This window comes from [Mannheimia] succiniciproducens MBEL55E (assembly GCF_000007745.1).
In the GTDB taxonomy this organism is placed as follows: domain Bacteria; phylum Pseudomonadota; class Gammaproteobacteria; order Enterobacterales; family Pasteurellaceae; genus Basfia; species Basfia succiniciproducens.
This window is the reverse complement of record NC_006300.1, coordinates 1903962-1929386: the sequence shown is the minus strand read 5'-3', so window position 1 is coordinate 1929386 and position 25425 is coordinate 1903962. Positions and strand designations below refer to the sequence as shown.

Here is a 25425-nt window from a genome sequence, read left to right as displayed (position 1 = left end):
GGGGAACAAGTCATCTTAAACATAAGCTCTCCATTCTTTCACAACATCCCCTCTTTCGCAAAGAGGGGGGAAGGGGGAGATTTAGGCTTACTTACACCCCGGAAACCCAAGTGCTTCGCGGCTGGCATAATAGGCTTCCGCCACACCTTTGGTTAAGGCGCGGATGCGTAAAATGTAGCGTTGGCGTTCGGTGACGGAAATCGCTTTGCGGGCGTCGAGTAAGTTGAAGCTGTGAGCGGCTTTTAAAATGCGTTCGTAGGCCGGTAACGGTAATGCGGTTTCCACCCAGATTTCTTTGTCATTTTCCATGCGGGGTTCCTGTTTTAACAGAAATTTCGCTTCTTGTTCGTATTTGTTGAAACATTCAAACAGGAAATCCACATCGGCGTATTCGAAGTTATAGGTGGACTGTTCCACTTCGTTTTGATGGAATACATCGCCGTAGGTGGTTTTGCCTAAAGGGCCGTCGGAATATACCAAGTCGTAAACGGAATCCACGCCCTGAATGTACATCGCCAAGCGTTCCAAACCGTAGGTTACTTCGCCGGTAACCGGTTTACATTCCAGCCCGCCTACTTGTTGGAAATAGGTAAACTGGGTGACTTCCATACCGTTTAACCATACTTCCCAGCCTAAACCCCATGCGCCTAAAGTCGGATTTTCCCAGTTATCTTCCACAAAACGAATGTCGTGTTGGGTTGGGTCAAAGCCCAGCATTTTGAGCGAACCTAAATATAGCTCTTGAATATTGTCCGGCGATGGTTTGATTACTACTTGGAATTGATAATAGTGCTGTAAACGGTTCGGGTTTTCGCCGTAGCGACCGTCCGTCGGGCGGCGGGAAGGCTGAACATAGGCGAATGCCATAGGTTCCGGACCTAATGCGCGTAGTGCGGTCATCGGGTGGGATGTGCCGGCTCCCACTTCCATATCGAAGGGTTGCACGATGGTGCAGCCTTGTTGCGCCCAGTAATCCTGCAGGGCGAGAATCATACCTTGGAAGGTTTTAACGTTAAATTTTGCGCTCATAATTATATTTTTATAAAAAGGTTAAGGAAAATGTGGGCTATTATACTGTAATTTCAAGCATTATCCCACTATGCAAAAGGAAAAGTGCGGTGCTTTTTTGGGGATTTTTTCAAAAAGGGTAAATAACTTTTTGCGAGATTCCTCTTGTCTCTTGATAATGAACCTTTATACTAGGCGACATCATCAACCTTTGATTTTGAAATTATTATGCTACGTTTTGTTTATTCTTTTGCGATGTATATTTTGCAGCCTTTTGTGTTGTTATTTATTTTATTGCGTAGCATCAAATCGCCGAATTACCGTAAACGCCTTAATGAGCGTTATGGAATTTATGCAAATCTCACGCCACCGAAGCCTCAGGGCATTATTGTGCATGCCGCTTCCGTTGGTGAAGTGATTGCGGCAACCCCGTTAGTACGCCGTATTCAGCAGGATTATCCGGATTTACCTATTACCATGACTACAGTCACGCCGACCGGTTCCGATCGCGTAAAAGCGGCTTTCGGAGATTCCGTGAGTCATTTTTATTTGCCTTATGATTTACCTGATGCAATGGATCGTTTTATTCGTTTTGTGCGCCCGAAAGCCTGCATTGTGATCGAAACGGAAATCTGGCCGAACCTTATCCGTCAGTTACATAATAAAAATATTCCTTTTATTATTGCAAACGCCCGTTTATCTGCACGTTCGGCAAAACGTTACGGCTGGGTGAAAAATATTTTAAACCGAATGTTTAACGAGATTAGTTTAATTGCGCCGCAGGATGACATTAGCGGCAACCGTTACCTTGATTTGGGCTATCGGGGTGATTTGCAGCTTACGGGAAATATCAAATATGATTTGGTGATTTCCGACGCCTTATCGCAACAAATCAAGCGGCTTCATCAGGAATGGGCGGGGGAACGGCCGGTTTGGATTGCGGCAAGTACCCATGAAGGCGAAGAAGGTATCGTTCTCCAGGCTCATCGTAGTTTATTACAAAAATTCCCTGATTTATTGCTTATTCTGGTTCCACGCCATCCGGAACGCTTTAAGGCCGTCGAGGATTTAATCGTGAAAGGCGGTTTCAGCTATTGTCGTCGAAGTGAAAACGTAGCGCCCGGTTCGGATACGCAAGTAGTACTGGGCGATACTATGGGTGAAATGATGTTATTGTACGGCATTTCGGATATTGCATTTGTAGGCGGCAGCTTGGTAAAACATGGCGGACATAACCCGTTAGAGCCTTTAGCCTTTAAACTGCCTGTTATCAGCGGTTATCATACGTTTAATTTTCCGGAAGTATTTACCAAATTGCGCGATGTTAACGGCGTATTGGAAATTAAAGAAAATTCGACCGCACTTTCTTCTGCGGTGGAGAAATTCTTATTATCGCCGGCGCTGCGAGAGCGTTACGGTAATGCGGGCTATGAAGTGTTGATTGAAAACCGCGGTGCTTTACAACGCCTGCTGCAGTTGCTCACCCCTTATTTGGAAAATAAAAAATGACAAAAACAGTAATTTATCCCGGTACTTTTGACCCCATTACTTACGGGCATTTGGATATTATTGAGCGAAGTGCGGTACTTTTTCCCCAAGTTTTAGTGGCCGTCGCCTCAAATCCCACAAAAAAGCCGTTGTTTGAATTAGCCGAAAGAGTGCGTTTGGCGGAAGAATCCGTCGCTCATTTGCCGAACGTGCAGGTTATCGGCTTTTCCGATTTATTGGCGAACGTCGTGAAGGAACGCCATATTACGGCGATTATTCGCGGTATGCGCACAACAATGGACTTTGAATACGAACTGCAATTAGCCCATTTAAACCGGGCCTTAACCGACGGAGTGGAAAGCCTGTTTTTGCCTTCCACGGAAAAATGGTCTTATGTATCTTCAACGATTGTACGGGAAATTTATTTGCATCGCGGTGATGTAAGTCAGTTCGTGCCTCCACCGGTTTTAACCGCATTAATGGAAAAAAATCGCTAAAAACCGACCGCACTTATCTTTGTTGGGCAGGAACATAATATGGGATATTCGCATGCCCCCTAAAAAAAGAAAAACATTGGGTATAATTTCACAATAAAAGTTAAGGCGGTATGTTACCGCCTTATTTTTTATCACCGTATTTCTTTTGCCTGCGCTTCTGATACCGCCTTAGGTGTGCGGCGTTTGCCGATATTTTTAGTATCCTGACGGCGCAATTTGGCTTTTTTCTGTGTTGTTTTTCTCTTTTCTTCCCGTTTTTGGCGAATGTACGCTTTTTGTTTTTTAGATACAGTTTTGATTTCGCCGTCTTTCGGTGCTTTGGTACGAGGCTCTAAACCTTCAATAATTCGGGGTTTGAGTAATTCTTCGGTATAACGTTTGATTTTGCCGAGATATTTATAATCATGACCTTCAACAAAAGATACCGCGGTTCCTTTTTTGCCGGCACGAGCGGTACGACCGATACGGTGTAAATAGGTATCCGCATTGTAGGGCAGGTCGAAGTTCATCACATGGCTGATATCTTCAATATCAATGCCTCGGGCGGCAACGTCAGTGGCGACTAACAGGGTAACAATGCCGTTTTTTAATTTATCGATAGCATTATTTCGTTGGGTTTGTGCCATTTCGCCTTCTAAATAAGTACTGCGAATACCGCGTTTGCGCAGAATTTCGGAAAGCTCCCGCACGTCTTCGCGGCGGCGCACAAAAACAATTCCTTTGCTGACCTGCTCATCGGCAATAAAACGGGCTAACAGTTTGACTTTATGTTCATAGCTGTCCGCATGGTAATACCATTGGTTGATTTTCTTGCGTTCGCGACGGCTTGGTTCCGCATCGATTTTCACCGGATCCGTTAAAATGCGTTCGGCAAAATCCACCAGTAACTCGCCTTCTAAAGTCGCCGAGAACAAAAAGGTTTGTTTACGCCAGCGGGTTTCAGCGGAAATTTTTTCCGCATCCTGACCAAAGCCCATTTGCAACATACGATCCGCTTCATCAAAAATAAGGATTTCCACCGCACGGCAATCAAAGTTTTCCTCTTTGATATATTGCAACAGACGGCCGGGCGTTGCCACGACGATATCCTGATTTTTATTGAATATTTCGCCATGGTTTTGATAAGCGACGCCGCCCGTAATGGTGGCAATACTCAACTTGGTAAATTGAGCCAATTCCTCCGCTTGCTGTGCCACCTGCATAGCGAGTTCGCGGGTCGGGGTTAACACTAAAACCCGCGGCGCACCGGGTTTACGGCGTGGATAATCCAACAAATGTTGAATCGCCGGTAATAAAAAAGCGGCGGTTTTGCCCGTTCCCGTAGGTGCCGAACCCAAGACGTCGCGCTCGTCCATTGCCGCCGGAATCGCTTCCGATTGAATGGCGGTAGGGCGCGCATAACCTTTTTGGGCTAAGGCTTTTAACAGTTCGGGAGAAAGATCGAAATCTTCAAATTGTGGTTGTGGCATGAATATTCTCAAATGGCTAAGATTATAAAATTGGGGGAAATTATACCGCACTTTAGATGAAAAAGTGCGGTGGATTTTGGCGGAGTTTTAGTCGGAGTTATTTTTTCTTGGTTGGTCGTTGCCAGCCTGCAATGTGTCGCTGAGGAACACGGCTGATAACTAATTCGTTTTCGCCGATATCTTTTGTCACCGTGGTACCCGCACCGATTGTCGCACCGTTTGCAACGTTCACCGGCGCGACTAATTGCACGTCGGAACCGACAAATACGTTATCGCCGATAACCGTTTTGAATTTGTTTGCACCGTCGTAGTTACAGGTGATGACACCTGCGCCGAGGTTACAGTCGGTACCGACCTGCGCATCGCCCACATAAGTTAAATGATTGACTTTCGAACCTTTGCCTACGGTTGCTTTTTTGATTTCCACAAAGTTACCAATATGGGTTTCTTCGGCAAGTTCCGCTCCCGGGCGTAAACGTGAGAAAGGTCCGATAGAGGCGCGGGCGCCAATGGTTGAATCTTCAAACACGGAATAAGGTTTGATTTCAACGTCGTCACCGATTTCACAGTTTTTAATTACGCAACCCGCACCGATTTTTACCCGGTCGCCTAATTTTACCGAACCTTCGATAATCACATTCACGTCAATTTCGCAGTCTTTGCCGTGTTCCAGCGTACCGCGCAGGTCAAAACGCGCCGGATCAATTAACATTACGCCTTCAAGTAATAAACGCTCCGCCTGTTTGTGTTGATAATAACGTTCAAGTGCGGCTAATTGCAGGCGGTTATTGGCGCCTTCCACTTCCATTTTATCCGTTGCGGAAACTGCCGCTACCTGGAAACCGTCCTGATTAGCCAGACCTATAACGTCGGTCATGTAATATTCGCCTTGCGCATTGTTATTGTTTAAGCGGCCTAACCATTTTTTGAAGCTGGCGCCGTCAGACACCATTACGCCGGTATTTACTTCGGTAATTTTTAATTGTTCCGCATCGGCGTCTTTTTGTTCCACAATTGCCACCACAGAACCTTTTTCACGAATGATTCGTCCGTAGCCTGTGGGGTTGTCCAGATTAACCGTTAATAAGGCAATACCGTTTTCAGGTTTCGCGGCGATTAATTTTTCTAAGGTTTCTTTGCTGATTAGCGGGCTGTCACCATAAAGCATGAGAATGTTTTCATCGTCTGCAAAAAATGGCGCCGCTTGTTGCATGGCGTGCCCGGTACCAAGCTGTTCCGCCTGGAAAACCCAGTTTACCGGCTCATCGGCAAGATGCGATTTTAATAAATCGGCGCCATGCCCGTAAATTAAATGAATTTGATCCGCACTTAATTGTTTTGCCGTATCAATAACGTGTTTTACCATCGGTTTGCCGGCAATTTTATGCAGCACTTTCGGTAAATCGGAATACATACGGGTTCCTTTGCCGGCGGCAAGGATTACAACACTAAGTTTTTTCATAATAATCATCTCTCCAGTAAAAACTGCGGTTATTTTACACGATTTTTCTAAATTAAGAACAAGTGAGGGATTAAATTCATCACCAACATCGTTAAAAAGGATAAAACCAGACGCGAAGAACCGAAGATAAATCCGCGGTTTTCGCCGTTATCAAACTTCACCAAAATATTTGCCATTACAATTGGTTTTTCGCTATAGAAATCACTGGGGGCTAATAAGCAGGCTCTTGCATTGGTTCCGAACAAACAGCTGCCCAGTCCGAAGCAAATGATTGCGGCAAATAAATAAAAAATACCGACTGCATGGCAAAATACGCCATAGTGGAAATAAATCGCCGGGTTAGTAATAGTTTTTGTAAATTCATAAATATCCCCCAAAAATAGGCGAGATTTTACCGTTTTTTAGGTGAATATTCGATATAATTAACCAAATTTAGGGCCTGTTTATCTTTTATAACCGGTTGCGTTGTCGCCTAAAATAGCCGCAGGCTAGGCGTAAAACGCGGTGAATAGCACAGCCCTATTAACAAGCGGCTCCTAATGTAAGAAAAATGATGAAACAATATTATATCGGCGTAATGTCGGGAACCAGCCTTGACGGTGTGGATTTAGCCTTGATGGATTTCACTCTGAATCCCCCAAAATTGATGGCAACGGATTTTACTCCGATGCCGGAAAAAATTCGTGAAAAACTGACCGCACTTTTGCGATCCGGAGAGACAAGTTTGCGGAATTTAGGCGAAATTGACCACCAATTAGGGCTTCTTTATGCAGAAAGTATCAATCGTTTTTTGCAAAAAGTGCGGTTAAAATCCGAAGATATTTGCGCAGTCGGTTGCCACGGACAAACGGTGTGGCATTCGCCGAATTGCGAATTTCCGTTCACAATGCAAATCGGCGATATGAATTTGGTTGCGGCAAAAACCGGTATCACCACGGTAGGTGATTTCCGCCGTAAAGATATGGCGCTGGGCGGTCAGGGCGCGCCTTTAGTACCGGCTTTTCATCAGGATTTATTTTTTGCGGCGGAACGATTGACGGTGGTGTTGAATATTGGCGGAATCAGCAATATTTCCGTGCTGGAAGAAAATTGTCCGACCGTCGGTTATGATGTGAGCGTAGGCAATGCGTTGCTGGATTCCTGGATTGAACTTCATCAGGGCAAACGCTACGATAAAGACGCTCTATGGGCAAAAAACGGTAAAATTTCCACCGCACTTTTAACGGATTTGCTGGCGGAACCCTTTTTTCAGCAGGCACCGCCGAAAAGTACCGGGCGGGAATTGTTTAATCTTGCCTGGCTTAATAAAAAACTGGAAAAATTCACCGCACTTTCGCAACCGATGCCTTCGCCACAGGATGTGCAACGCACACTGGTGGAATTTACCGCTTTAAGTATTGCCAACGAATTGAAAAAATTGCAAAAATCCGACCGCACTAATTTGCTGTTAGTTTGTGGCGGCGGTGCGCGAAATCCATTGATTATGCAACGTTTAACGGCACTTTTGGCTGAGTGGCAGGTTTCGACCACCTCGGAATTCGGTTTGGATATCGATTACGTCGAGGCGGCGGCATTTGCCTGGCTTGCTTATCGCAGAATACATAATTTGCCGAGCAACTTGCCTAGTGTCACCGGGGCGAAAAGTGAGGTTAGTTTAGGTGTGATTTTTCCTAAATAGGTGAGAGCGAAATAACCCGCCATGAAATATCATTATTTCTTCTGGCATTTCGGGCAGAAGTAACTGTTTCGTTGGGCGACCACCAAACTTTCGATTTTTGTACCGCAGTTTGGGCAGGGCGCACCTTTCTTGCCGTAAATTTGTAGCTCCTGCGCGAAATAACCGGGTCTGCCGTCGGGTTGTAAAAAGTCTTTCAGGGTGGTTCCGCCCTGTTCGATAGCCCGTTTGAGTTCTTGTTTGATTTTTTCCACCAGTAACGCACATTGCGCTTTTGTCAGTTTGGCGGTGATTTTCTCCGGATGTAAACCGCACATAAACAGAGTTTCATTGGCGTAGATATTGCCTACACCCACAACAACCGAATTATCCATCAAAAAGTTTTTAACGGGCGTTTGTTTTTTGCGTGATTTTTTGAACAGATATTCCGCGTTAAATTCATCGGAAAGCGGCTCAGGACCTAATTTTAAAAACAGATGAAATTCATCAAGATTGGCGCTCCAAAGCCAGGTGCCAAAACGGCGAGGATCGTTATACCGCATAATTTTGCCGTTATTCATTACAATATCCAAGTGGTCATGTTTATCGACGGGATCCCGAGCGGATACAATTCGCACCGAGCCCGACATCCCCAAATGTCCTATGATATAGCCTTGTTCCGTATGAATAATCAGATATTTTGCCCGGCGGGAAAGTGCGGTAATTTTTTGTTGAGAAATCTGTGCCAGCTGCGGGCTGACTTCCCAGCGTAATTTAGGCTGACGAACAATAATCTTTTCAATGAGATAACCTTCTAAATAAGGCGTAATACCATTTTTAGCGGTTTCGACTTCGGGTAATTCAGGCATGACTGTATTCCTATCGGGGTTCTGGCGACATAACAAAAAACCCGAACAAAAGTTCGGGTTTCTCAATTTACAAGCTAAATTATTTGATTTTAGCTTCTTTATAGATAACGTGTTTACGCACAACCGGATCAAATTTTTTGATTTCCATTTTTTCAGGCATATTACGTTTGTTTTTATCAGTTGTGTAGAAGTGACCTGTTTCTGCTGAAGAAACTAAACGGATTTTCTCACGAGCGCCTTTAGCTGCCATTTTTTAGCTCCTTAGATTTTTTCGCCACGAGCACGGATGTCAGCCAATACTGCATCAATGCCTTTTTTATCGATAATACGCATACCTTTCGCAGTTAAGCGTAAAGTTACGAAACGGTTTTCAGACTCAACCCAGAAACGGTGAGTATGTAAGTTTGGTAGAAAACGACGACGAGTCGCGTTTAATGCGTGTGAACGGTTGTTACCAACTGCCGGACGCTTGCCTGTTACTTGACAGACTCTAGACATAATAATCTCCAATAATTAAATATAAGCTCGAGCTTAGGGTTCGGACTACTTCAAAATCAGCTTGATTTTGTAAGCCACCTCGTCAGGTCGCAGTATCCGACCCGCTAACTATATCAAAGGTCGCTGATTATACTTACTTTATCTGCTATTCTCAAGTATAAAGCGCATTAAAATTTAGATTTCCTTTAATTTTCTGCGAAATTTTACACAAAAGCTTAAAATGATCAAGCCTGAACGTTATAACCAGCCCGCCTCGCTAAAAGAAAAGTAGCAACCTTTGCCGATGATAAAGTGATCTAACAGGCGAATATCCATTAAATTTGCCGCCTGACGGATCCTTTCCGTAATATGGCGATCCGATTGACTCGGTTCGGCGATTCCCGAAGGTGATTATGGGCAAGGATCATTGCCGCCGCATTACAATATAATGCCGTTTTAATAATTTCCCGAGGATGAATGACCGCACTATTTATAGTACCGAGAAACATTTCTTCCTGTTTGATTAAACGATGTTGATTATCCAGAAAAAGTACCAGAAAGATTTCTCGTTCCCGTTGTTCCAAGGCGGTTTGCAGATAAATTCTGGCGGTATCCGTTGAGTTGAATTCCTGATTTTGTTGCAGCTCTTCAAGTAAATAGCGCTTAGTCATTTCCGTACAGGCCTGTAATTGGATAAATTGAGTGATGCCGATGCCCTTAAAGGCGCAAAATTGTGCCGGTCGGCATTAATTAATTGTCGTAATGAGCCGAAATGCGTTAAGACGGCTTCCGAAAGCTGCATTACCGGGCAGTTTTTTATTCCCGTGCGTAAGAATATCGCTAATAATTCTTTATTATCCAAAGTGTTAGCGCCAAATTTTAACAGTTTTTCACGGGGCATCAGGTTTTCTTTTTCTATTTGTAGCATAAGGCGTTCTCCTTTATTTTTAATCGAAGGATTACTTTGCGTAGAAAATTCCATAATGCCTACTGAGCTAGATCAATTTTTTGAAACGGATCGCAAAAATAAAATTTTTTCTTCACTTAGTTTTGAAGTAGAATGTCAGAACTTGTTTGTCTTTATCTTATGTTTCCTAAACTATGGTTTTTGGGTGCCGGAGGAGTAATGCGGAATCTTAACGGTAAGCGAATTGTTGTGGGTATTACAGGCGGTATTGCCGCCTATAAAACCATTGAATTTATTCGCCTTTTACGTAAAAGTAATGCGGAAGTGCGTGTAGTGTTAACCGCAGCGGCGGCAGAATTTGTTACTCCGCTTACTTTGCAGGCTATTTCCGGTAATCCCGTAGCGCAATCTTTGTTGGATCCTCAGGCGGAATTGGCGATGGGCCATATTGAGTTGGCAAAATGGGCGGATGCGATTATTATTGCTCCGGCGAGTGCCGATTTTATCGCCCGTTTTACCGTGGGAATGGCAAATGATTTGCTTTCCACTGTTTGTTTGGCGAGCGCTGCACCGATTTTCCTTGCGCCGGCAATGAATCAACAAATGTTCAGTCAAGCCGTTACTCGGCAAAATCTGAAGTCTTTGGCGGAACGCGGTGTAAAACTGATAGGGCCGAACAGCGGTTTTCAAGCCTGTGGTGATGTGGGGGCGGGACGTATGTCCGAACCTGCGGAAATTTATGCCGCACTTTGTGAAGCTTTATTTCTTCGTCAGGATTTATTAGGTATAAAGGTTGCCATTACCGCAGGTCCTACTCGCGAGGCGATTGATCCCGTTCGTTATATCAGCAATCATAGTTCGGGAAAAATGGGATTTGCTATCGCTCAAGCCTTTGCAGACAGAGGTGCGGAAGTAACGTTAATTTCCGGTCCGGTTAATTTAGCCGCGCCGGATAAGGTTAACCGGATAAATGTGGTTTCCGCCCGACAAATGTGGCAACAGTCCATGAAAAGTGCGGTGGAAAATCATATATTTATCGGCTGTGCGGCGGTGGCGGATTATCGTGTCGCCGAGGTTTCCGAGCAAAAAATCAAGAAAACCGACGATAATGACGAACTCACTTTAAATTTAATAAAAAATCCCGATATTATTGCCGATGTGGCGCATTTAACGGAGAATCGCCCTTTTGTGGTCGGTTTTGCGGCTGAAACGCAAAATGTAGAACAATATGCGAAAGATAAGTTGCAACGCAAAAATCTGGATTTAATTTGTGCAAACGATGTAGTGGGCGGTAGCGTGTTCGGTGCGGAGCAAAATACGCTCCATTTATTCTGGCAAAACGGTGAAAAAGTGTTACCGACTGATACTAAAAAAGCCTTAGCGAAATCTTTGGTACAAGAAATTATAGAGTTATATCGTAAGTAAATAATAAGACATACTGATTATGTCGAGCATGGATAATAAATGAAAAAAATTGACGTCAAAATTTTAGATAGCCGTATTGGCAACGAATTTCCTTTGCCCGCTTATGCTACCTCGGGATCCGCCGGATTGGATTTGCGCGCTTTAATTGAAGAAGGGTTTGATTTGCAACCGGGTGAAACAAAATTGATTCCGACCGGGTTGTCAATTTATATCGCGGATCCGAATTTAGCGGCGGTTATTCTGCCTCGTTCGGGATTAGGTCATAAACACGGTATTGTGTTAGGCAACCTGGTTGGTTTAATTGATTCGGATTATCAGGGGCCGCTGATGGTTTCAATGTGGAACCGGGGCGAACAGCCGTTTCGTATTGAAGTGGGAGACAGAATCGCTCAACTGGTTTTTGTGCCGGTGGTACAGGCGGAATTTAATATTGTGACGGATTTTACGCAAACTGAGCGTGGTGAAGGCGGTTTCGGTCATTCGGGCAAGCAATAGATTATGGCAGAACAATTAACTCTCGACAGTATCGAGCCGGAACCGGAAAAACAATCGGCTAAAATTGAAAAGCGCAGTATCAAGGAGCGCCGTCAGCAGGTGCTTACCGTTTTAACCCATTTGCTGCATTCCGAAAAGGGGATGGAGCGAATGACGACTGCGCGTTTAGCGAAGGAAGTGGGCGTTTCTGAAGCGGCTTTATACCGATATTTTCCGAGTAAAACAAAAATGTTTGAAGCTTTAATTGAAAATATTGAAAGCAGTTTATTCAGCCGCATCAGTTATTCCATTAAGATGGAAACTAACACGTTAAACCGCGTGCATGATATTTTGCAGATGATTTTTGATTTTGCGCGAAAAAATCCCGGATTAACCCGAGTGTTAACGGGGCATGCGTTAATGTTTGAAGAGGCGAAACTACAAGCGCGGGTCGCTTTGTTTTTCGACCGTCTGGAATTGCAGTTCGTTAATATTTTACAAATGCGTAAATTACGGGAAGGCAAGACTTTTCCCATTGACGAGCGCACCATCGCGACTTATTTAGTGACTTTTTGCGAAGGTCAGTTTATGCGTTTGGTACGTACTAACTTTCGTCATATGCCGAATCAGGGCTTTGAACAGCAATGGCGTTTTATCGAGCCTTTATTTGAATAGAGAAACCTCATGATTATTCCATGGCAAGAGTTGGAACCGGACACGCTAATCAATATTGTGGAAAGCTTTATTTTGCGTGAAGGCACGGATTACGGCATGGAAGAACTTTCCCTCGCAGAAAAAAGAGATAATTTGCTGAAACAGATTCATAGTGGCAAGGCTGTTATTTTTTGGTCAGAATTGCATGAGACTATTGATATTAAAACGACAACCTAAACTTTAAAAATGGACTTTTATCCAAGAGTTAAATAGCTGAAAGAGGTTTTTATGCTAGAACAAGTGAATGCGCATCAAACAAATGTGTTACCACAGACCCAACCGGTTCAACCCGCGTCGCCGATGGATCCGACGCTTGATTGGTTTCTTTCTCATTGCCATATTCATAAATATCCGGCTAAAACGACTTTAATTCATGCGGGTGAACGCGCCGATACGCTTTATTATATTGTAAAGGGTTCCGCTGCGGTAATGGTTAAAGATGAAGAGGGAAAAGAAATGATCCTTTCTTATTTAAGCCAGGGTGAGTTTTTCGGCGAAGTCGGTTTATTTGAAGAAGGTCAGGTTCGTTCTGCCTGGGTGAAAGCCAAAAACGCCTGTGAAATTGCCGAGGTGTCTTACAAAAAATTCCGTCAATTATTACAGGTTAATCCCGAGATTCTGATGTATTTGTCGGCACAACTTTCCAGACGCTTGCAAAATACCTCAAAACAAGTGAGTAATCTGGCATTCTTGGATGTAACCGGGCGTATTGCGCAAACCCTGTTGAATCTGGCAAAAATGCCGGATGCCATGACTCACCCGGACGGGATGCAAATCAAGATTACCCGTCAGGAAATCGGGCAAATGGTGGGTTGTTCCCGTGAAACCGTAGGCCGCATTTTAAAAATGCTGGAAGATCAAAATCTGATTGCCGCTCATGGTAAAACTATCGTGGTATTCGGTACGAGATAAGCCAAATCAGGAAGGCGGATAATTTCCGAATGAAATTAAAGCTCTGATTTTATGTTTAAAGCCTATTTTAAATAGGCTTTTTTCATATTTCTTTTTTCATCTTTCATGAAAATTTGCTAGTTTTTAACCGCACTTTGTGGTATAAAGTGCGCCGTTCTTCCGTCTTTTCGGAATGACAAACTCATTAACTTAAATCACACACATATCGTTCGGGTAAATCGGGGTGCCAAACGGTCGATTTGCTTGATATGTGGAGGCAAAACCCCAATTAAAAAGGAAAATATTATGGCACAAGTTTCAATGCGCGATATGCTACAAGCAGGCGTTCATTTCGGTCACCAAACTCGTTACTGGAACCCTAAAATGAAACCATTCATTTATGGTCCTCGCAACGGTGTTCACATCATTAACTTAGAAAAAACAGTTCCTATGTTTAATGGTGCGTTAGCCGAATTAACACGTATCGCAAGTAACAACGGTAAAATTTTATTCGTTGGTACAAAACGCGCAGCGACTGAAGCAGTTCAAGCAGCAGCATTAGACTGTCAACAATATTATGTAAATCACCGTTGGTTAGGCGGTATGTTGACTAACTGGAAAACGGTTCGTCAATCAATCAAACGTTTAAAAGATTTAGAAACTCAATCTCAAGACGGTACATTCGATAAATTAACTAAAAAAGAAGCTTTAGTTCGTACACGTGAAATGGAAAAACTTGAGTTAAGCCTTGGCGGTATTAAAGATATGGCCGGCCTTCCTGACGCTATTTTCGTAATCGGTGCAGACTACGAACATATCGCGATCAAAGAAGCAAATAACTTAGGTATTCCTGTATTCGCAGTAGTTGATACTAACTCTAATCCGGACGGCATTGATTTCGTTATTCCTGGTAACGACGATGCGACTCGCGCAATTCAGTTATATGTAACGGCAGCGGCAGCGGCTGTTAAAGAAGGTCGTAGCCAACAAACTGCAACCGAAGAAAAATTCGCTGAAGAAGTAGCGGCAGAGTAATTCCGGTTTATAGGCAAGCCCTATAAGAAACAGGGGGCTTTTAAGTTCCCTGTTTCGTTTTAATTCTATGTAGGGGCGTATCGCATACGCCCTTCCCTAATGAGAGTTGGGGATAATTAGGATGAATGCGATTCGCTCCTACAAACAACTTCTTAAAAGTGCGGTGCTTTTTCTCTGAGTTTTAAGCATCGTTCTCAATCAAATTTCTAGAGGACTACAAAATGGCTGAAATCACAGCATCATTAGTTAAAGAACTTCGTGAACGTACTGGCGCAGGCATGATGGAATGTAAAAAAGCGTTAGTTGAAGCAAACGGTGATATCGAATTAGCAATCGACAACATGCGTAAATCAGGTCAGGCTAAAGCGGCTAAAAAAGCAGGTCGCGTAGCGGCTGAAGGCGTTATCCTTGCTCGTATTGCAGAAGGTCACGGCGTATTAGTTGAAATGAACTGCGAAACGGACTTCGTTGCTAAAGACGCAGGTTTCTTAAGCTTAGCGAACGCTGTTGCGGATTATGCGGTAGCAAACAAAGGTGTAACTATCGAAGCGTTACAAGCTCAATTCGAAGAACAACGTGCGGCATTAGTGGCTAAAATCGGTGAAAACATGACTATCCGTCGTGTTGCCGAAATCGAAGGCAAAGTAATCGCACAATACTTACACGGCGCAAAAATCGGCGTATTAGTTGCGGGTGAAGGTTCTGCCGACGAACTTAAAAAAGTAGCAATGCACGTTGCCGCATCAAAACCTGAATTCGTTAATCCGGAAGACGTTTCTGCAGATGTAGTTGAACACGAACGTCAAATCCAAATCGACATCGCAATCAACTCCGGAAAACCGAAAGAAATCGCAGAGAAAATGGTTGAAGGCCGTATGAAGAAATTCACCGGTGAAGTTTCGTTGACCGGTCAGGCTTTCGTTATGGACCCTTCACAAACTGTAGGTAGTTACTTAAAATCAGTAAATACTTCAGTGGCTAACTTCATTCGTTTAGAAGTTGGCGAAGGTATTGAAAAAGTTGAAGCTGACTTCGCTGCCGAAGTTGCCGCAATGCAAAAAGTTTAATTTTAAACTGATTCCACAAAAGCAGGCTGATGCCTGCTTTTTTATAGCTGTCGAATCGGGGATAATTGTCCCGCAATATATTTATTTTAAAATAATTTAACGTACACCCTGTCCGTGTCTAATGTGTGCCGGGTATAACAACCGCCTTATCTTCCGGAACGTCAATTTTATCAATTTCCGCTTTTAATCCGTAATCGTCTTTATCCGGTTCGTTGCTGAATAAATCCTCCCGAACGGCTAATTTGGCATTAGATATTCCGACCCAATAAGCCAGTCCCGCGGTAAAATTTAAGCCGGATTTAAACACCCTGTATTCATGGCGTTTCGTGTCGTCGCTGGAAATTTTAAATAACGGAATATCATAATGGCGTTTACTTTTCCCGCTGCTGTTATGAATAACAATATTATCTTCTGTAATTTGATGGGCAAGACCGTGATCCGAGAAATAAATCATTGAAAAAGTGCGGTCGGTTTTTGCTTTATTTTCTGCTAAAGCGTCATAAATTCTTTTAATTACCTCATCGGTTTTCTTTATAGATGAAATATAACAATTCACATTAAAATATTTTTTAGCTATTTTATCGTCATCAAACAATTTCGGATAATCGTTTAATCGGTCACAGGTAATCGGGTGAGAGCCGTACAAATGAACCACAATAAACCGTTTACCGGTACTTGGTCGTTCAAGAACCTGAGTAAATTTCGGTAATAATTCGAAATCGCTCGTATTACTGTTTAAAGAATCTCCCGATTTTAAAAAGATTTTCTCATCACTTTTATTAGCAATAGCGGAAATCGGCGTATCGAACTCGCCTAAATAACCTTGGTTGGAAATCCAATAAGTCTTAATTCCGGCGGATTTGATTAAATCTACAAAATTTAACGAATAATTACCTTCCTTAGTTTGTGTATTCGGTTGAGTGAACATTAATTTTAAAGAAGCGATGGTATTCGTTCCGCCGGCAGTCATTCCATCGATTAATACACCGTTCGCTTTGCTCATAAACGGCGTATTTTTGACGGGATAACCGTAAGCATGGTGATAATCTTTGCGCGCGCTTTCACCGACGATTAAGACATAATCGTCATAGTTTGAATTAATTAATTGAGAATCACCCCATTCGCTTTCGATGGTCATGTTGTTTAAACGCTGTAATTCGCTAATTACTTGTGTGCCGGATGTGGAAATTTCATCAATAAATTTAAACGGGGAATTGGCTAACAACATAAAAGCGGTTATTGATGCCAAAAACATTTTATTTTTATGGAGCTTTAAATCATATTTCTGTGTGATCCAGCGAAAAGCTAAAGTTAAGCCGATAATGCCCACTGGCATCAAATAGTTTTTAATACTCAGTTGCGATAAAAACTCCCGGCTTTCCATCAAATCCGTAGCAAAAACGGAAGCGATATATTGGTAGGACGGCGCACCGAATGTGATACCTACCGGTGCGTACAGTGCATGAGCGATAATAAAGGGCAACAGCAAAAAATAGAATAAGTTTTTTGATGAGTTAAAAATAACAATTAAAATCGCAAACAACAGAATATCCGTTAATTTAGGTTGGGGGTAAAATCCCGTACCCATTAAAATAAGTTTGCAGGCAAAATATAAGCAAATTGTCGCCGCAAAAAGTGCGGTCGTTTTTTTTAGAATTTCAGATGGCGATAACATCATCTTTCCCTATGACGATGATAAATAAGGATCGTATTCTACAAAATTTTAAGTTGCGCTTCTATTGCTATTTCCAGTTTAGCCTTGTTGCTTTATAATAAGCGGAATTTTATGTCCAGTTCTTGTGAGGGTAAAAATGAATAAACCGATTTATAAACGTATTTTGCTTAAATTAAGCGGCGAAGCATTACAGGGTGATGAAGGCTTTGGTATTGATCCGTCAATCCTAGATCGTATGGCATTAGAAATCAAAGAATTGATTGCTATGGACGTTGAAGTCGGCGTCGTTATCGGCGGCGGTAATCTGTTCCGCGGTGCGAAATTGGCAAAAGCCGGTATGAATCGGGTTGTAGGAGACCATATGGGGATGCTTGCAACAGTTATGAACGGTTTAGCGATGCGCGATGCGCTTCACCGCGCGGATGTGAACGCAAAATTAATGTCGGCGTTCCAATTAAACGGCATTTGCGATACTTATAACTGGTCTGAAGCGATCAAAATGTTGCGTGAAAAACGTGTGGTTATTTTTTCCGCCGGTACCGGCAGCCCGTTCTTCACTACCGATTCGGCGGCTTGTTTACGCGGTATTGAAATTGAAGCGGATGTAGTGCTGAAAGCAACAAAAGTAGACGGCGTATATAATTGTGATCCGGCAAAAAATCCTGATGCGAAGTTATTCAATAAATTAACTTATGCGGAAGTAATTGATAAAGAATTACAAGTAATGGATTTGGCTGCATTTACCCTTGCCCGCGATCACGGTATGCCGATTCGCGTATTTAATATGGGTAAACCGGGCGCATTGCGTGAAGTGGTTACCGGCGAAACCGAAGGCACAATTATTTCATAATTAGCAAAAATATCGGCGGGCGTATGCGATCCCCCGGCTTTGAATTTTATTAACAAGGAAAAACAATGATCAACGAAATTAAAAAAGATACCCAAGACCGTATGGAAAAAAGCCTTGAAGCATTAAAAGGTCATATTGCAAAAATTCGTACGGGTCGCGCTCAACCGAGTTTGCTTGATGCTATTCAGGTTGATTACTATGGTTCCGCGACACCGCTTCGCCAATTAGCAAACGTAGTGGCGGAAGACGCGCGTACCTTAGCCGTTACCGTATTTGACCGTTCTTTAATTCAAGCGGTAGAAAAAGCGATTTTAACTTCAGATTTAGGTTTAAACCCGTCATCTGCAGGCACCACTATTCGTGTGCCGCTTCCGCCGTTAACGGAAGAACGCCGTCGTGATTTAATCAAAATCGTTAAAGGCGAAGGTGAGCAAGGTAAAGTGGCAATCCGTAATGTGCGTCGTGATGCAAATGATAAAATCAAGGCCTTATTAAAAGACAAAGAAATCAGTGAAAACGATCAACGTAAAGCGGAAGAAGAAATTCAGAAAATCACCGACAGTTATATCAAAAAAGTAGATGAAGTGTTGGCGGAAAAAGAAAAAGAATTAATGGATTTCTAATCAAATCAACATCTTGTAGGACGTCACAGTAGGCGTCCTTAATTTTATCTGTACAAAAAATAATTACCTAAATTGCGGATGCCGGCAGGCTTCCTTATTAACGCTATGAAAAAACAAAACTTAGTTATCTTAGGCTCGACCGGTTCAATCGGCAAAAGCACGCTTTCCGTTATCGAACATAATCCTGAAAAATATCACGCTTTCGCGTTGGTAGGCGGTCGCAACGTGGATTTAATGGTTGAGCAGTGCGTGAAATTTCAGCCGGAATTCGCCGCGCTTGATGATGAGAACGCAGCCAAACAGTTAGCGGAAAAATTAAAAAGTGCGGGCAAAAAAACGAAAGTTTTGGCGGGGCAAAAAGCTATTTGCGAATTGGCGGCGCACCCTGAAGCGGATCAGGTAATGGCGGCGATTGTCGGTGCGGCGGGGTTGCTCCCGACATTATCGGCTGTGCAGGCGAGTAAAACGGTATTGCTTGCTAATAAAGAAACCCTGGTTACTTGCGGGCAGATCTTTATTGATGAAGTTAAACGTACCAAAGCACGCTTATTGCCGGTAGATAGCGAACATAATGCGATTTTCCAATCGCTTCCTCCCGAGGCGCAGCAACAAATCGGTTTTTGTCCGTTAAAAGAATTGGGGATCAATAAGATTGTATTAACCGGATCCGGCGGTCCGTTCCGTTATACGGATTTGACGGAATTCGACAATATTACGCCCGAACAGGCGGTAGCGCATCCTAACTGGTCAATGGGCAAGAAAATTTCCGTTGATTCCGCTACCATGATGAATAAAGGGCTGGAATATATTGAAGCCCGTTGGTTGTTTAATGCCGGCGCGGAAGAAATGGAAGTGATTATTCATCCGCAATCTATTATTCATTCGATGGTGCGTTATATTGACGGTTCCGTTATCGCACAGATGGGTAACCCCGATATGCGAACGCCGATTGCGGAAACCATGGCTTATCCGGGGCGAATTGTTTCGGGCGTTACGCCGTTAGATTTTTATCAGCTAAGCGGATTAACTTTCTTAGAACCCGATTATGAGCGCTATCCTTGTTTAAAATTAGCGATAGAGGCTTTTGCCGCAGGTCAGTATGCAACCACGGCAATGAATGCGGCAAATGAAATCGCGGTCGAAGCATTTTTAAATCGGATGATAAAATTCACCGATATTGCGCGAGTGAATGCCAAGGTGGTGGAATTAATTCAACCGCAGCAGATTAATTGTATTGATGATGTATTGGCGGTTGATAAGCAGTCCCGTTTGGTGGCAAAAGAGGTGATCGTTTCTTTGAAAGCATAAAGAAATCCGTACAGGCTCTAACACATAAGCCTAACTTATGATATATTCACCGCGAAAAGTGCGGTTAAAAATTTAATAAAATAATGAAAGAACTAGATCTTAATAATATTCCTAAGCATATTGCGATCATTATGGACGGCAATGGACGTTGGGCTAAACAGCAAGGGAAAATGCGAATTTTCGGACATAAAAGTGGGGTACGAGCAGTGCGTCGTTCGGTTTCTTACGCCTGTCAAATCGGGGTTCAGGCGCTCACCTTATATGCGTTCAGCAGTGAAAACTGGAATCGTCCGGAACAGGAAGTCAATGCTTTAATGACCTTATTCATGCAGGCTTTGGATCTCGAAGTGAAAAAGCTGCATAAAAATAATATTAAACTCAAAGTTCTTGGTGATATTTCCGGCTTTAGTCCTAAATTGCAGGAAAAAATCGCCAGAGCGGAAACTTTAACGGCAAATAATGACAGTTTAACGCTGAATATAGCCGCCAATTATGGCGGGTGTTGGGACATTGTTCAGGCAACCAGACAGATTGCTCAGCAAGTTAAAGACGGAAGTTTGACAATATCGGAGATTACGGAAGAACTTTTTCAACGGAATCTGGTCACAAAAGAGCAACCTCCCGTGGATTTGTTGATTCGTACCAGCGGAGAACAACGCATTAGTAATTTCTTATTGTGGCAAATTGCCTATGCCGAATTGTATTTTTCCCATGTATTATGGCCCGATTTTAACGAACAGGAATTTAATCGCGCTATTTATGTCTATCAACAACGCGAACGCCGCTTCGGGACTAGCTAAAATAATTAGAGGATAAACCTTTGCTTAAAGAACGTATTTTATCGGCAATTGCGTTAATTGCCGTGGTATTTGCCGCTTTATTTTTATTTTCTCCTTTTTACTTTGCTCTTTGTTTGGGCGCGGTGGTCACGCTTGGTGTGTGGGAATGGACACAGTTTGCCAAAATTAAAACCGAAGTTTGGCGATATGTTATCAGTGCTATTGCAGGCACGTTTTTGTTCCTTTGGATTTATAGTCATCATAGTTATCTTAATGCCGGCAGAGTGTTTGACGGTTTAGCCGAGCCGTTGTTACTTGCCGCCGTTATTTGGTGGATTGCCGCATTCTTTTTAGTAATAAATTATCCTAAATCCGCTTCAATCTGGAGTAAGTCTTTAATTTTGCAAATTATTTTTGCATTCTTCACGTTGTTACCGTTTTTTATCGGTGTACTTAAATTACGTTTAGACGGTTATATCATAGATGCTCATCACGGCGTGGTATTATTGCTTTACGTATTTATTTTGGTCTGGGCGGCGGATAGCGGCGCTTATTTTGTCGGTCGAAAATTCGGAAAACATAAATTAGCACCTAAAGTATCGCCCGGAAAAACCTGGCAAGGCGTAATCGGCGGTTTAATTACCGCTTGCGTGCTGGCTTTTATTTTTCAAACTATTGCCGGCGAGTCTTTATTTAATCGCGGTTCGACTTTCTCTTTAACTCTGTTATCGGTTGCCACGGTGGCAATTTCCGTGCTGGGCGATTTAACGGAAAGTATGTTTAAACGAGAGAGCGGAATCAAAGACAGCAGTCAACTAATTCCCGGCCACGGCGGTATATTGGATCGTATTGACAGTCTTACCGCAGCCGTACCGTTTTTTGCTTATTTTTATTTCTTTGTGCTGTAAGGATATCGTTTCATAATGTCATTTTTGTGGTCGTTACTTTCGTTTATCATTGCTATTAGCGTACTGGTTTCGGTACATGAATACGGGCACTTTTGGGCTGCAAGAAAGTGCGGTATAAAAGTTCATCGTTTTTCTATCGGCTTCGGCAAGGTGTTATGGCGTAAAGTTGACAAGCATGGTACTGAGTTTGTCGTATCTATGTTGCCTCTCGGGGGGTACGTGAAAATGCTTGATGAACGTAATGAAGAAGTGCCGGAAGCGTTAAAATCTCAGGCTTTTAATAATAAATCCGTATTACAACGCGCTTTTGTTGTGATGGCGGGGCCGTTGGCTAATTTTCTCTTTGCGATAATTGCTTATTGGGCGATTTATACGATTGGTATTCCTAGTGTAAAACCTGTAATCAGCGCTGTTCAGCCACAATCTATTGCCGCGCAGGCTCAATTACCGGTTGATAGTCAGATTGTTGCGGTTGACGGCACTGCAACGCCCGATTGGGAAACCGTTAATATGGTTTTGGCTTCTAAATTAGGCAACCGGCAGGTTCAATTGACCTTAACGCCATTCGGTGAAAACATGGAATTCCGTAAAACCCTGGATCTCAGCCGGTGGAAATATGATCCGGAAAAAGAAAGTGCTTTTGGTTCCCTGGGTATTGAGCCGGTGTCCGGTAAAGTCGAAATGAAGATTTCCAAAATTATGGAACACTCGCCTGCACAGAAAGCCGGATTGCAAATCGGCGATATGATTCGTCAATCCGATGGTGAGGAAATAAATTGGCAGGCTTTTGTCAAACTGGTTCAACAAGGTAAATCAATTCCGTTACAAATTGAACGGGAAGGCGTATTGTTTGATGTGATATTAACGCCGGAATTTACCGATAAACGCTGGCTTGTAGGTATTTCGCCAACCTTTGAACCGCTTAATGATAAGTATCGTAGCGAATTAAAATATGATATGCTTGAAGCCTTGCAGAAGGGCGTTGAAAAAACGGCGCAACTTTCCTGGTTGACGATTAAAGTTATCGGTAAATTATTTTCAGGCGATTTATCTTTAAATAATTTAAGCGGACCAATTTCCATTGCTAAGGGGGCGGGTATGTCTTCCAGCATAGGTTTGGTTTATTATTTAAGCTTTATGGCTCTTATTAGTGTCAACCTTGGAATAATGAATTTATTTCCTTTACCTGTTTTAGACGGTGGTCATCTGATTTTTTTAGCGGCCGAAGGAATTATGCGGAAACCGGTTTCCGAAAGAATTCAAAACATAGGTTATCGAATTGGTGCGATCCTGTTACTCATGTTAACGGCTTTCGCTTTATTCAATGATTTCTTACGTTTGTAATTAAAAAACTAATCTTATTTAGGATAATAGTAACGATGAAAAAACTCTTAATTGCTAGTTTACTACTGGGTTCCACCAGCGCTATAGCTGCGCCGTTCGTTGTGCAGGATATTCGAGTTGACGGCGTGCAGGCAGGTTCGGAAGGTAAAGTGCTTGCCGGCTTACCCGTACGCGTCGGTCAACGAGCAACAGACGGCGACATTGCCAATGTGGTAAAAACTTTGTTTGCCCGCGGTTATGATAATGTGAAAGCCGCCCGAGACGGGAATACTTTAGTTATTTCCGTTGAGCAACAACCTGTGATTGCCGATGTGACCATCGACGGCAACAGCTCGATTCCGACCGATGCGTTAAAACAAAACCTGGATGCAAACGGGTTTAAAGCGGGTGAAGTTTTAAATCGTGAAAAATTGGAAGCGTTCCGTCAAGGTATTCAGGAACACTATGAAAGTACCGGGCGCTATAACGCGAAAGTTGAAACAATCGTGAATAATTTGCCGAATAATACCGCTGAAGTTAAATTGCAAATTAAAGAAAACGATGTAGCGCTATTAAAAGGAATTTCATTTGAAGGTAATCAGGCTTTTGACAGCGATACTTTACAGGAACAAATGGAACTTCAACCTGATGCCTGGTGGAAATTTTTCGGTAATAAATTTGAGAACAATCAATTCGGTAAAGATTTAGAAACAATCTCTGATTATTACCATAATCATGGCTATGCCAAATTCCGCGTAACGGATACCGATGTTCAATTAAATGATGAAAAAACCGAAGCAAGAGTTAAAGTCGGTGTTAATGAAGGCGATTTATATACCATTAAAGACGCCCGTATTGTCGGTGATGTAGCTGGTATGCAGGATGAATTACAACCGATTTTAAAAACCATTCACGTGGGCGAAATGTATCGTCGCGGCGAATTGCAAAGTGTTGAAGAACAAATTAAAGCAAAATTGGGCGAACGCGGTTATGCTAATGCTACGGTAAACGTACATCCTGATTTTGATGAAGAAAATAAAACGATTGCGGTAACCTTTATTGTTGAAGCCGGTCGTCGTTATTCCGTTCGTCAGATTCGTTTTGAAGGCAATACGGTGACTGCAGACAGCACATTACGTCAGGAAATGCGTCAGCAAGAAGGATCTTGGTTATCTTCTCAATTGGTTGAACTGGGTAAAGTGCGGTTGGATCGTACGGGTTTTTATGAGTCGGTAGAACATCGTACGGAAGAGGTTCCCGGCAGCGATGACGAATTAGACGTTATTTATAAAATCAAAGAACGCAATACGGGTAGTATTAATTTCGGTATCGGTTACGGTACGGAAAGCGGGTTTAGCTATCAAGCCAGTGTGAAACAGGATAATTTCTTAGGTATGGGTTCGTCCGTCAGTTTATCCGGTTCCCGTAATGACTATGGTACAAGCGTGAGTTTAGGTTATACGGAACCTTATTTTACAAAAGACGGCGTGAGTCTTGGTGGTAATATTTTCTATGAAAAATATGATAACTCTGACAGTGATACCGAAGCTTCATATGCGCGTACGACTTATGGTGTGAACACGACATTAAGTTTTCCGGTAAATGAAAATAACTCTTACTATATGGGATTAGGTTACGCCTATAATAAATTAAAAAATATTACGCCGGAATATAACCGTGAAAAATATATGAAATCAATGGGTTATGATGAAACAGGCGACTGGCGTTTCAAGGCTCATGATTTTACTTTCTCAACAGGTTGGACATTTAATAACTTAAATAGAGGATACTTCCCGACCAAAGGGGTAAAAGCGACACTCGGCGGAACCGTGACCGTTCCCGGATCAGATAACAAATATTATAAATTAAATGCTGATGTAGTGGGTTATTATCCGTTGGAACGTTCGCAAACCTGGGTACTTTCGGGTAAAGCGACGGTGGCATATGCCGATGGTATGGGCGGTAAAAAATTACCGTTCTACCAAAACTATAATATCGGCGGCATTGGTAGCTTACGCGGTTTCTCTTATGGCGGTGTAGGTCCGAATGCGATTTATATTGATTCTAATGGTAATTATACGCAACTTGACAGCGATGTAGTGGGCGGTAATGCAATGGCAACGGCGAGTGCAGAGTTAATTGTGCCTACTCCGTTTGTTGCCGAAAAAAATCAAAATTCCGTTCGCACTTCATTCTTTGTCGATGCCGGTAGTTTATGGAATACACATTGGAAAGCCGAAGATAAAGCAAGATTCCCGACATTGCCGGATTATAGTGATCCGTCCCGAATTCGCGTTTCTGCCGGTGTAGGTTTTCAGTGGCAGTCACCGATTGGGCCGTTGGTATTCTCTTATGCGAAACCGATCAAAAAATATGATCGTGACGATGTGGAACAATTCCAATTCAGTATTGGCGGTACATTCTAATTTGAGATGGAACTTATCTTAAATTAGTAAGTCGAATAACCATGTTCGTATTAAATCTAAATGAGATTTGATGCGAAAGTTTTAATCTTAATACAA

The 25425-nt window shown here is 42.8% G+C and carries 24 protein-coding genes and 2 pseudogenes; 17 read left to right on the top strand and 9 right to left on the bottom strand.

Annotation, left to right across the window (positions count from 1 at the left end):
• Positions 1-87: 87 nt before the first annotated feature.
• Complete coding sequence (glyQ, locus tag MS_RS08920; RefSeq protein WP_011201111.1) at positions 88-1029, bottom strand: glycine--tRNA ligase subunit alpha; 942 nt, start codon at positions 1027-1029, stop codon at positions 88-90.
• A gap of 207 nt (positions 1030-1236) precedes the next feature.
• Between glyQ and waaA the strand changes: the two genes are divergently transcribed.
• Together waaA and coaD are read left to right on the top strand one after the other, a co-directional pair.
• A complete protein-coding gene (gene waaA / locus MS_RS08915; protein WP_011201110.1) occupies positions 1237-2517 on the top strand; it encodes a lipid IV(A) 3-deoxy-D-manno-octulosonic acid transferase in 1281 nt (426 codons plus the stop codon).
• Complete coding sequence (gene coaD, locus MS_RS08910; protein ID WP_011201109.1) at positions 2514-2993, top strand: pantetheine-phosphate adenylyltransferase; 480 nt, start codon at positions 2514-2516, stop codon at positions 2991-2993. Before waaA ends, coaD begins: the two co-directional genes overlap by 4 nt.
• Positions 2994-3124: 131 nt before the next feature.
• On the opposite strand, the gene srmB is transcribed toward coaD, so the two are convergent.
• The 3 genes and pseudogenes from srmB to MS_RS11040 form a co-directional block, all read right to left on the bottom strand.
• A complete protein-coding gene (srmB, locus tag MS_RS08905; protein ID WP_011201108.1) occupies positions 3125-4462 on the bottom strand; it encodes an ATP-dependent RNA helicase SrmB in 1338 nt (445 codons plus the stop codon).
• Positions 4463-4559: 97 nt separating this feature from the next.
• Complete coding sequence (glmU, locus tag MS_RS08900) at positions 4560-5924, bottom strand: bifunctional UDP-N-acetylglucosamine diphosphorylase/glucosamine-1-phosphate N-acetyltransferase GlmU (RefSeq protein ID WP_041640238.1); 1365 nt, start codon at positions 5922-5924, stop codon at positions 4560-4562.
• A 47-nt stretch (positions 5925-5971) separates the two neighbouring features.
• Positions 5972-6100: pseudogene (locus tag MS_RS11040) on the bottom strand (MFS transporter); the annotation flags it as partial.
• A gap of 374 nt (positions 6101-6474) precedes the next feature.
• On the opposite strand from MS_RS11040, the gene MS_RS08890 reads away from it, so the two are divergent.
• Complete coding sequence (locus tag MS_RS08890) at positions 6475-7602, top strand: anhydro-N-acetylmuramic acid kinase (RefSeq protein ID WP_011201105.1); 1128 nt, start codon at positions 6475-6477, stop codon at positions 7600-7602.
• Positions 7603-7634: 32 nt separating this feature from the next.
• Here MS_RS08890 and mutM read toward each other — a convergent pair whose 3' ends face one another.
• The 4 genes and pseudogenes from mutM to radC form a co-directional block, all read right to left on the bottom strand.
• Positions 7635-8447, bottom strand: coding sequence for a bifunctional DNA-formamidopyrimidine glycosylase/DNA-(apurinic or apyrimidinic site) lyase (gene mutM, locus MS_RS08885; RefSeq protein ID WP_041640022.1), 813 nt, complete (start codon positions 8445-8447; stop codon positions 7635-7637).
• 79 nt (positions 8448-8526) lie between these two features.
• Positions 8527-8697 carry a 50S ribosomal protein L33 gene (rpmG, locus tag MS_RS08880; protein ID WP_005758425.1) on the bottom strand — a complete coding sequence of 57 codons (171 nt, stop codon included), beginning with the start codon at positions 8695-8697 and terminating at the stop codon, positions 8527-8529.
• An 11-nt stretch (positions 8698-8708) separates the two neighbouring features.
• Positions 8709-8945 carry a 50S ribosomal protein L28 gene (rpmB, locus tag MS_RS08875; RefSeq protein WP_011201102.1) on the bottom strand — a complete coding sequence of 79 codons (237 nt, stop codon included), beginning with the start codon at positions 8943-8945 and terminating at the stop codon, positions 8709-8711.
• A 237-nt stretch (positions 8946-9182) separates the two neighbouring features.
• Positions 9183-9852: pseudogene (radC, locus tag MS_RS08870) on the bottom strand (DNA repair protein RadC).
• 198 nt (positions 9853-10050) lie between these two features.
• Between radC and coaBC the strand changes: the two are divergent.
• The 7 genes from coaBC (at position 10051) to tsf (ending at position 15437) form a co-directional block, all read left to right on the top strand.
• Complete coding sequence (coaBC, locus tag MS_RS08865) at positions 10051-11256, top strand: bifunctional phosphopantothenoylcysteine decarboxylase/phosphopantothenate--cysteine ligase CoaBC (protein ID WP_041640018.1); 1206 nt, start codon at positions 10051-10053, stop codon at positions 11254-11256.
• Positions 11257-11295: 39 nt separating this feature from the next.
• Entirely contained in the window at positions 11296-11751 is a 456-nt protein-coding gene (gene dut, locus MS_RS08860) for a dUTP diphosphatase (protein WP_011201097.1), read from the top strand.
• Positions 11752-12405: a nucleoid occlusion factor SlmA gene (slmA, locus tag MS_RS08855; RefSeq protein WP_041640016.1), complete on the top strand. Its 654-nt coding sequence runs from the start codon at positions 11752-11754 to the stop codon at positions 12403-12405. It begins immediately after the preceding gene.
• A gap of 9 nt (positions 12406-12414) precedes the next feature.
• Positions 12415-12621, top strand: coding sequence for a YheU family protein (locus tag MS_RS08850; RefSeq protein ID WP_011201095.1), 207 nt, complete (start codon positions 12415-12417; stop codon positions 12619-12621).
• Between the two features lie 123 nt (positions 12622-12744).
• Positions 12745-13356 carry a cAMP-activated global transcriptional regulator CRP gene (gene crp, locus MS_RS08845; RefSeq protein ID WP_041640237.1) on the top strand — a complete coding sequence of 204 codons (612 nt, stop codon included), beginning with the start codon at positions 12745-12747 and terminating at the stop codon, positions 13354-13356.
• A gap of 285 nt (positions 13357-13641) precedes the next feature.
• Positions 13642-14370, top strand: coding sequence for a 30S ribosomal protein S2 (gene rpsB, locus MS_RS08840; protein ID WP_011201093.1), 729 nt, complete (start codon positions 13642-13644; stop codon positions 14368-14370).
• A gap of 221 nt (positions 14371-14591) precedes the next feature.
• Entirely contained in the window at positions 14592-15437 is an 846-nt protein-coding gene (gene tsf, locus MS_RS08835; protein WP_011201092.1) for a translation elongation factor Ts, read from the top strand.
• Positions 15438-15555: 118 nt separating this feature from the next.
• Here tsf and MS_RS08830 read toward each other — a convergent pair whose 3' ends face one another.
• Positions 15556-17115, bottom strand: coding sequence for a phosphoethanolamine transferase (locus tag MS_RS08830; RefSeq protein ID WP_011201091.1), 1560 nt, complete (start codon positions 17113-17115; stop codon positions 15556-15558).
• Positions 17116-17248: 133 nt separating this feature from the next.
• On the opposite strand from MS_RS08830, the gene pyrH reads away from it, so the two are divergent.
• The 7 genes from pyrH (at position 17249) to bamA (ending at position 25329) form a co-directional block, all read left to right on the top strand.
• Entirely contained in the window at positions 17249-17962 is a 714-nt protein-coding gene (gene pyrH, locus MS_RS08825; protein ID WP_041640013.1) for a UMP kinase, read from the top strand.
• Between the two features lie 65 nt (positions 17963-18027).
• A complete protein-coding gene (gene frr / locus MS_RS08820) occupies positions 18028-18585 on the top strand; it encodes a ribosome recycling factor (protein ID WP_011201089.1) in 558 nt (185 codons plus the stop codon).
• A gap of 105 nt (positions 18586-18690) precedes the next feature.
• Positions 18691-19893: a 1-deoxy-D-xylulose-5-phosphate reductoisomerase gene (gene ispC, locus MS_RS08815; RefSeq protein WP_041640011.1), complete on the top strand. Its 1203-nt coding sequence runs from the start codon at positions 18691-18693 to the stop codon at positions 19891-19893.
• An 83-nt stretch (positions 19894-19976) separates the two neighbouring features.
• Positions 19977-20693 carry a polyprenyl diphosphate synthase gene (uppS, locus tag MS_RS08810; protein ID WP_011201087.1) on the top strand — a complete coding sequence of 239 codons (717 nt, stop codon included), beginning with the start codon at positions 19977-19979 and terminating at the stop codon, positions 20691-20693.
• Positions 20694-20713: 20 nt separating this feature from the next.
• Positions 20714-21580 (top strand): phosphatidate cytidylyltransferase, encoded by an 867-nt coding sequence (locus MS_RS08805; protein WP_011201086.1) that lies wholly within the window; start codon positions 20714-20716, stop codon positions 21578-21580.
• A gap of 15 nt (positions 21581-21595) precedes the next feature.
• A complete protein-coding gene (gene rseP / locus MS_RS08800; RefSeq protein WP_011201085.1) occupies positions 21596-22924 on the top strand; it encodes a sigma E protease regulator RseP in 1329 nt (442 codons plus the stop codon).
• 35 nt (positions 22925-22959) lie between these two features.
• Entirely contained in the window at positions 22960-25329 is a 2370-nt protein-coding gene (gene bamA, locus MS_RS08795) for an outer membrane protein assembly factor BamA (RefSeq protein WP_011201084.1), read from the top strand.
• Positions 25330-25425: the final 96 nt, after the last annotated feature.

Coding starts and splice junctions, on each gene's coding strand:
- glyQ (WP_011201111.1), bottom strand. CDS start 1,029: ATGAGCGCAAAATTTAACGTTAAAACCTTCCAAGGTATGATTCTCGCC.
- waaA (WP_011201110.1), top strand. CDS start 1,237: ATGCTACGTTTTGTTTATTCTTTTGCGATGTATATTTTGCAGCCTTTT.
- coaD (WP_011201109.1), top strand. CDS start 2,514: ATGACAAAAACAGTAATTTATCCCGGTACTTTTGACCCCATTACTTAC.
- srmB (WP_011201108.1), bottom strand. CDS start 4,462: ATGCCACAACCACAATTTGAAGATTTCGATCTTTCTCCCGAACTGTTA.
- glmU (WP_041640238.1), bottom strand. CDS start 5,924: ATGAAAAAACTTAGTGTTGTAATCCTTGCCGCCGGCAAAGGAACCCGT.
- MS_RS08890 (WP_011201105.1), top strand. CDS start 6,475: ATGATGAAACAATATTATATCGGCGTAATGTCGGGAACCAGCCTTGAC.
- mutM (WP_041640022.1), bottom strand. CDS start 8,447: ATGCCTGAATTACCCGAAGTCGAAACCGCTAAAAATGGTATTACGCCT.
- rpmG (WP_005758425.1), bottom strand. CDS start 8,697: ATGGCAGCTAAAGGCGCTCGTGAGAAAATCCGTTTAGTTTCTTCAGCA.
- rpmB (WP_011201102.1), bottom strand. CDS start 8,945: ATGTCTAGAGTCTGTCAAGTAACAGGCAAGCGTCCGGCAGTTGGTAAC.
- coaBC (WP_041640018.1), top strand. CDS start 10,051: ATGCGGAATCTTAACGGTAAGCGAATTGTTGTGGGTATTACAGGCGGT.
- dut (WP_011201097.1), top strand. CDS start 11,296: ATGAAAAAAATTGACGTCAAAATTTTAGATAGCCGTATTGGCAACGAA.
- MS_RS08850 (WP_011201095.1), top strand. CDS start 12,415: ATGATTATTCCATGGCAAGAGTTGGAACCGGACACGCTAATCAATATT.
- crp (WP_041640237.1), top strand. CDS start 12,745: ATGGATCCGACGCTTGATTGGTTTCTTTCTCATTGCCATATTCATAAA.
- rpsB (WP_011201093.1), top strand. CDS start 13,642: ATGGCACAAGTTTCAATGCGCGATATGCTACAAGCAGGCGTTCATTTC.
- tsf (WP_011201092.1), top strand. CDS start 14,592: ATGGCTGAAATCACAGCATCATTAGTTAAAGAACTTCGTGAACGTACT.
- MS_RS08830 (WP_011201091.1), bottom strand. CDS start 17,115: ATGATGTTATCGCCATCTGAAATTCTAAAAAAAACGACCGCACTTTTT.
- pyrH (WP_041640013.1), top strand. CDS start 17,249: ATGAATAAACCGATTTATAAACGTATTTTGCTTAAATTAAGCGGCGAA.
- frr (WP_011201089.1), top strand. CDS start 18,028: ATGATCAACGAAATTAAAAAAGATACCCAAGACCGTATGGAAAAAAGC.
- ispC (WP_041640011.1), top strand. CDS start 18,691: ATGAAAAAACAAAACTTAGTTATCTTAGGCTCGACCGGTTCAATCGGC.
- uppS (WP_011201087.1), top strand. CDS start 19,977: ATGAAAGAACTAGATCTTAATAATATTCCTAAGCATATTGCGATCATT.
- rseP (WP_011201085.1), top strand. CDS start 21,596: ATGTCATTTTTGTGGTCGTTACTTTCGTTTATCATTGCTATTAGCGTA.
- bamA (WP_011201084.1), top strand. CDS start 22,960: ATGAAAAAACTCTTAATTGCTAGTTTACTACTGGGTTCCACCAGCGCT.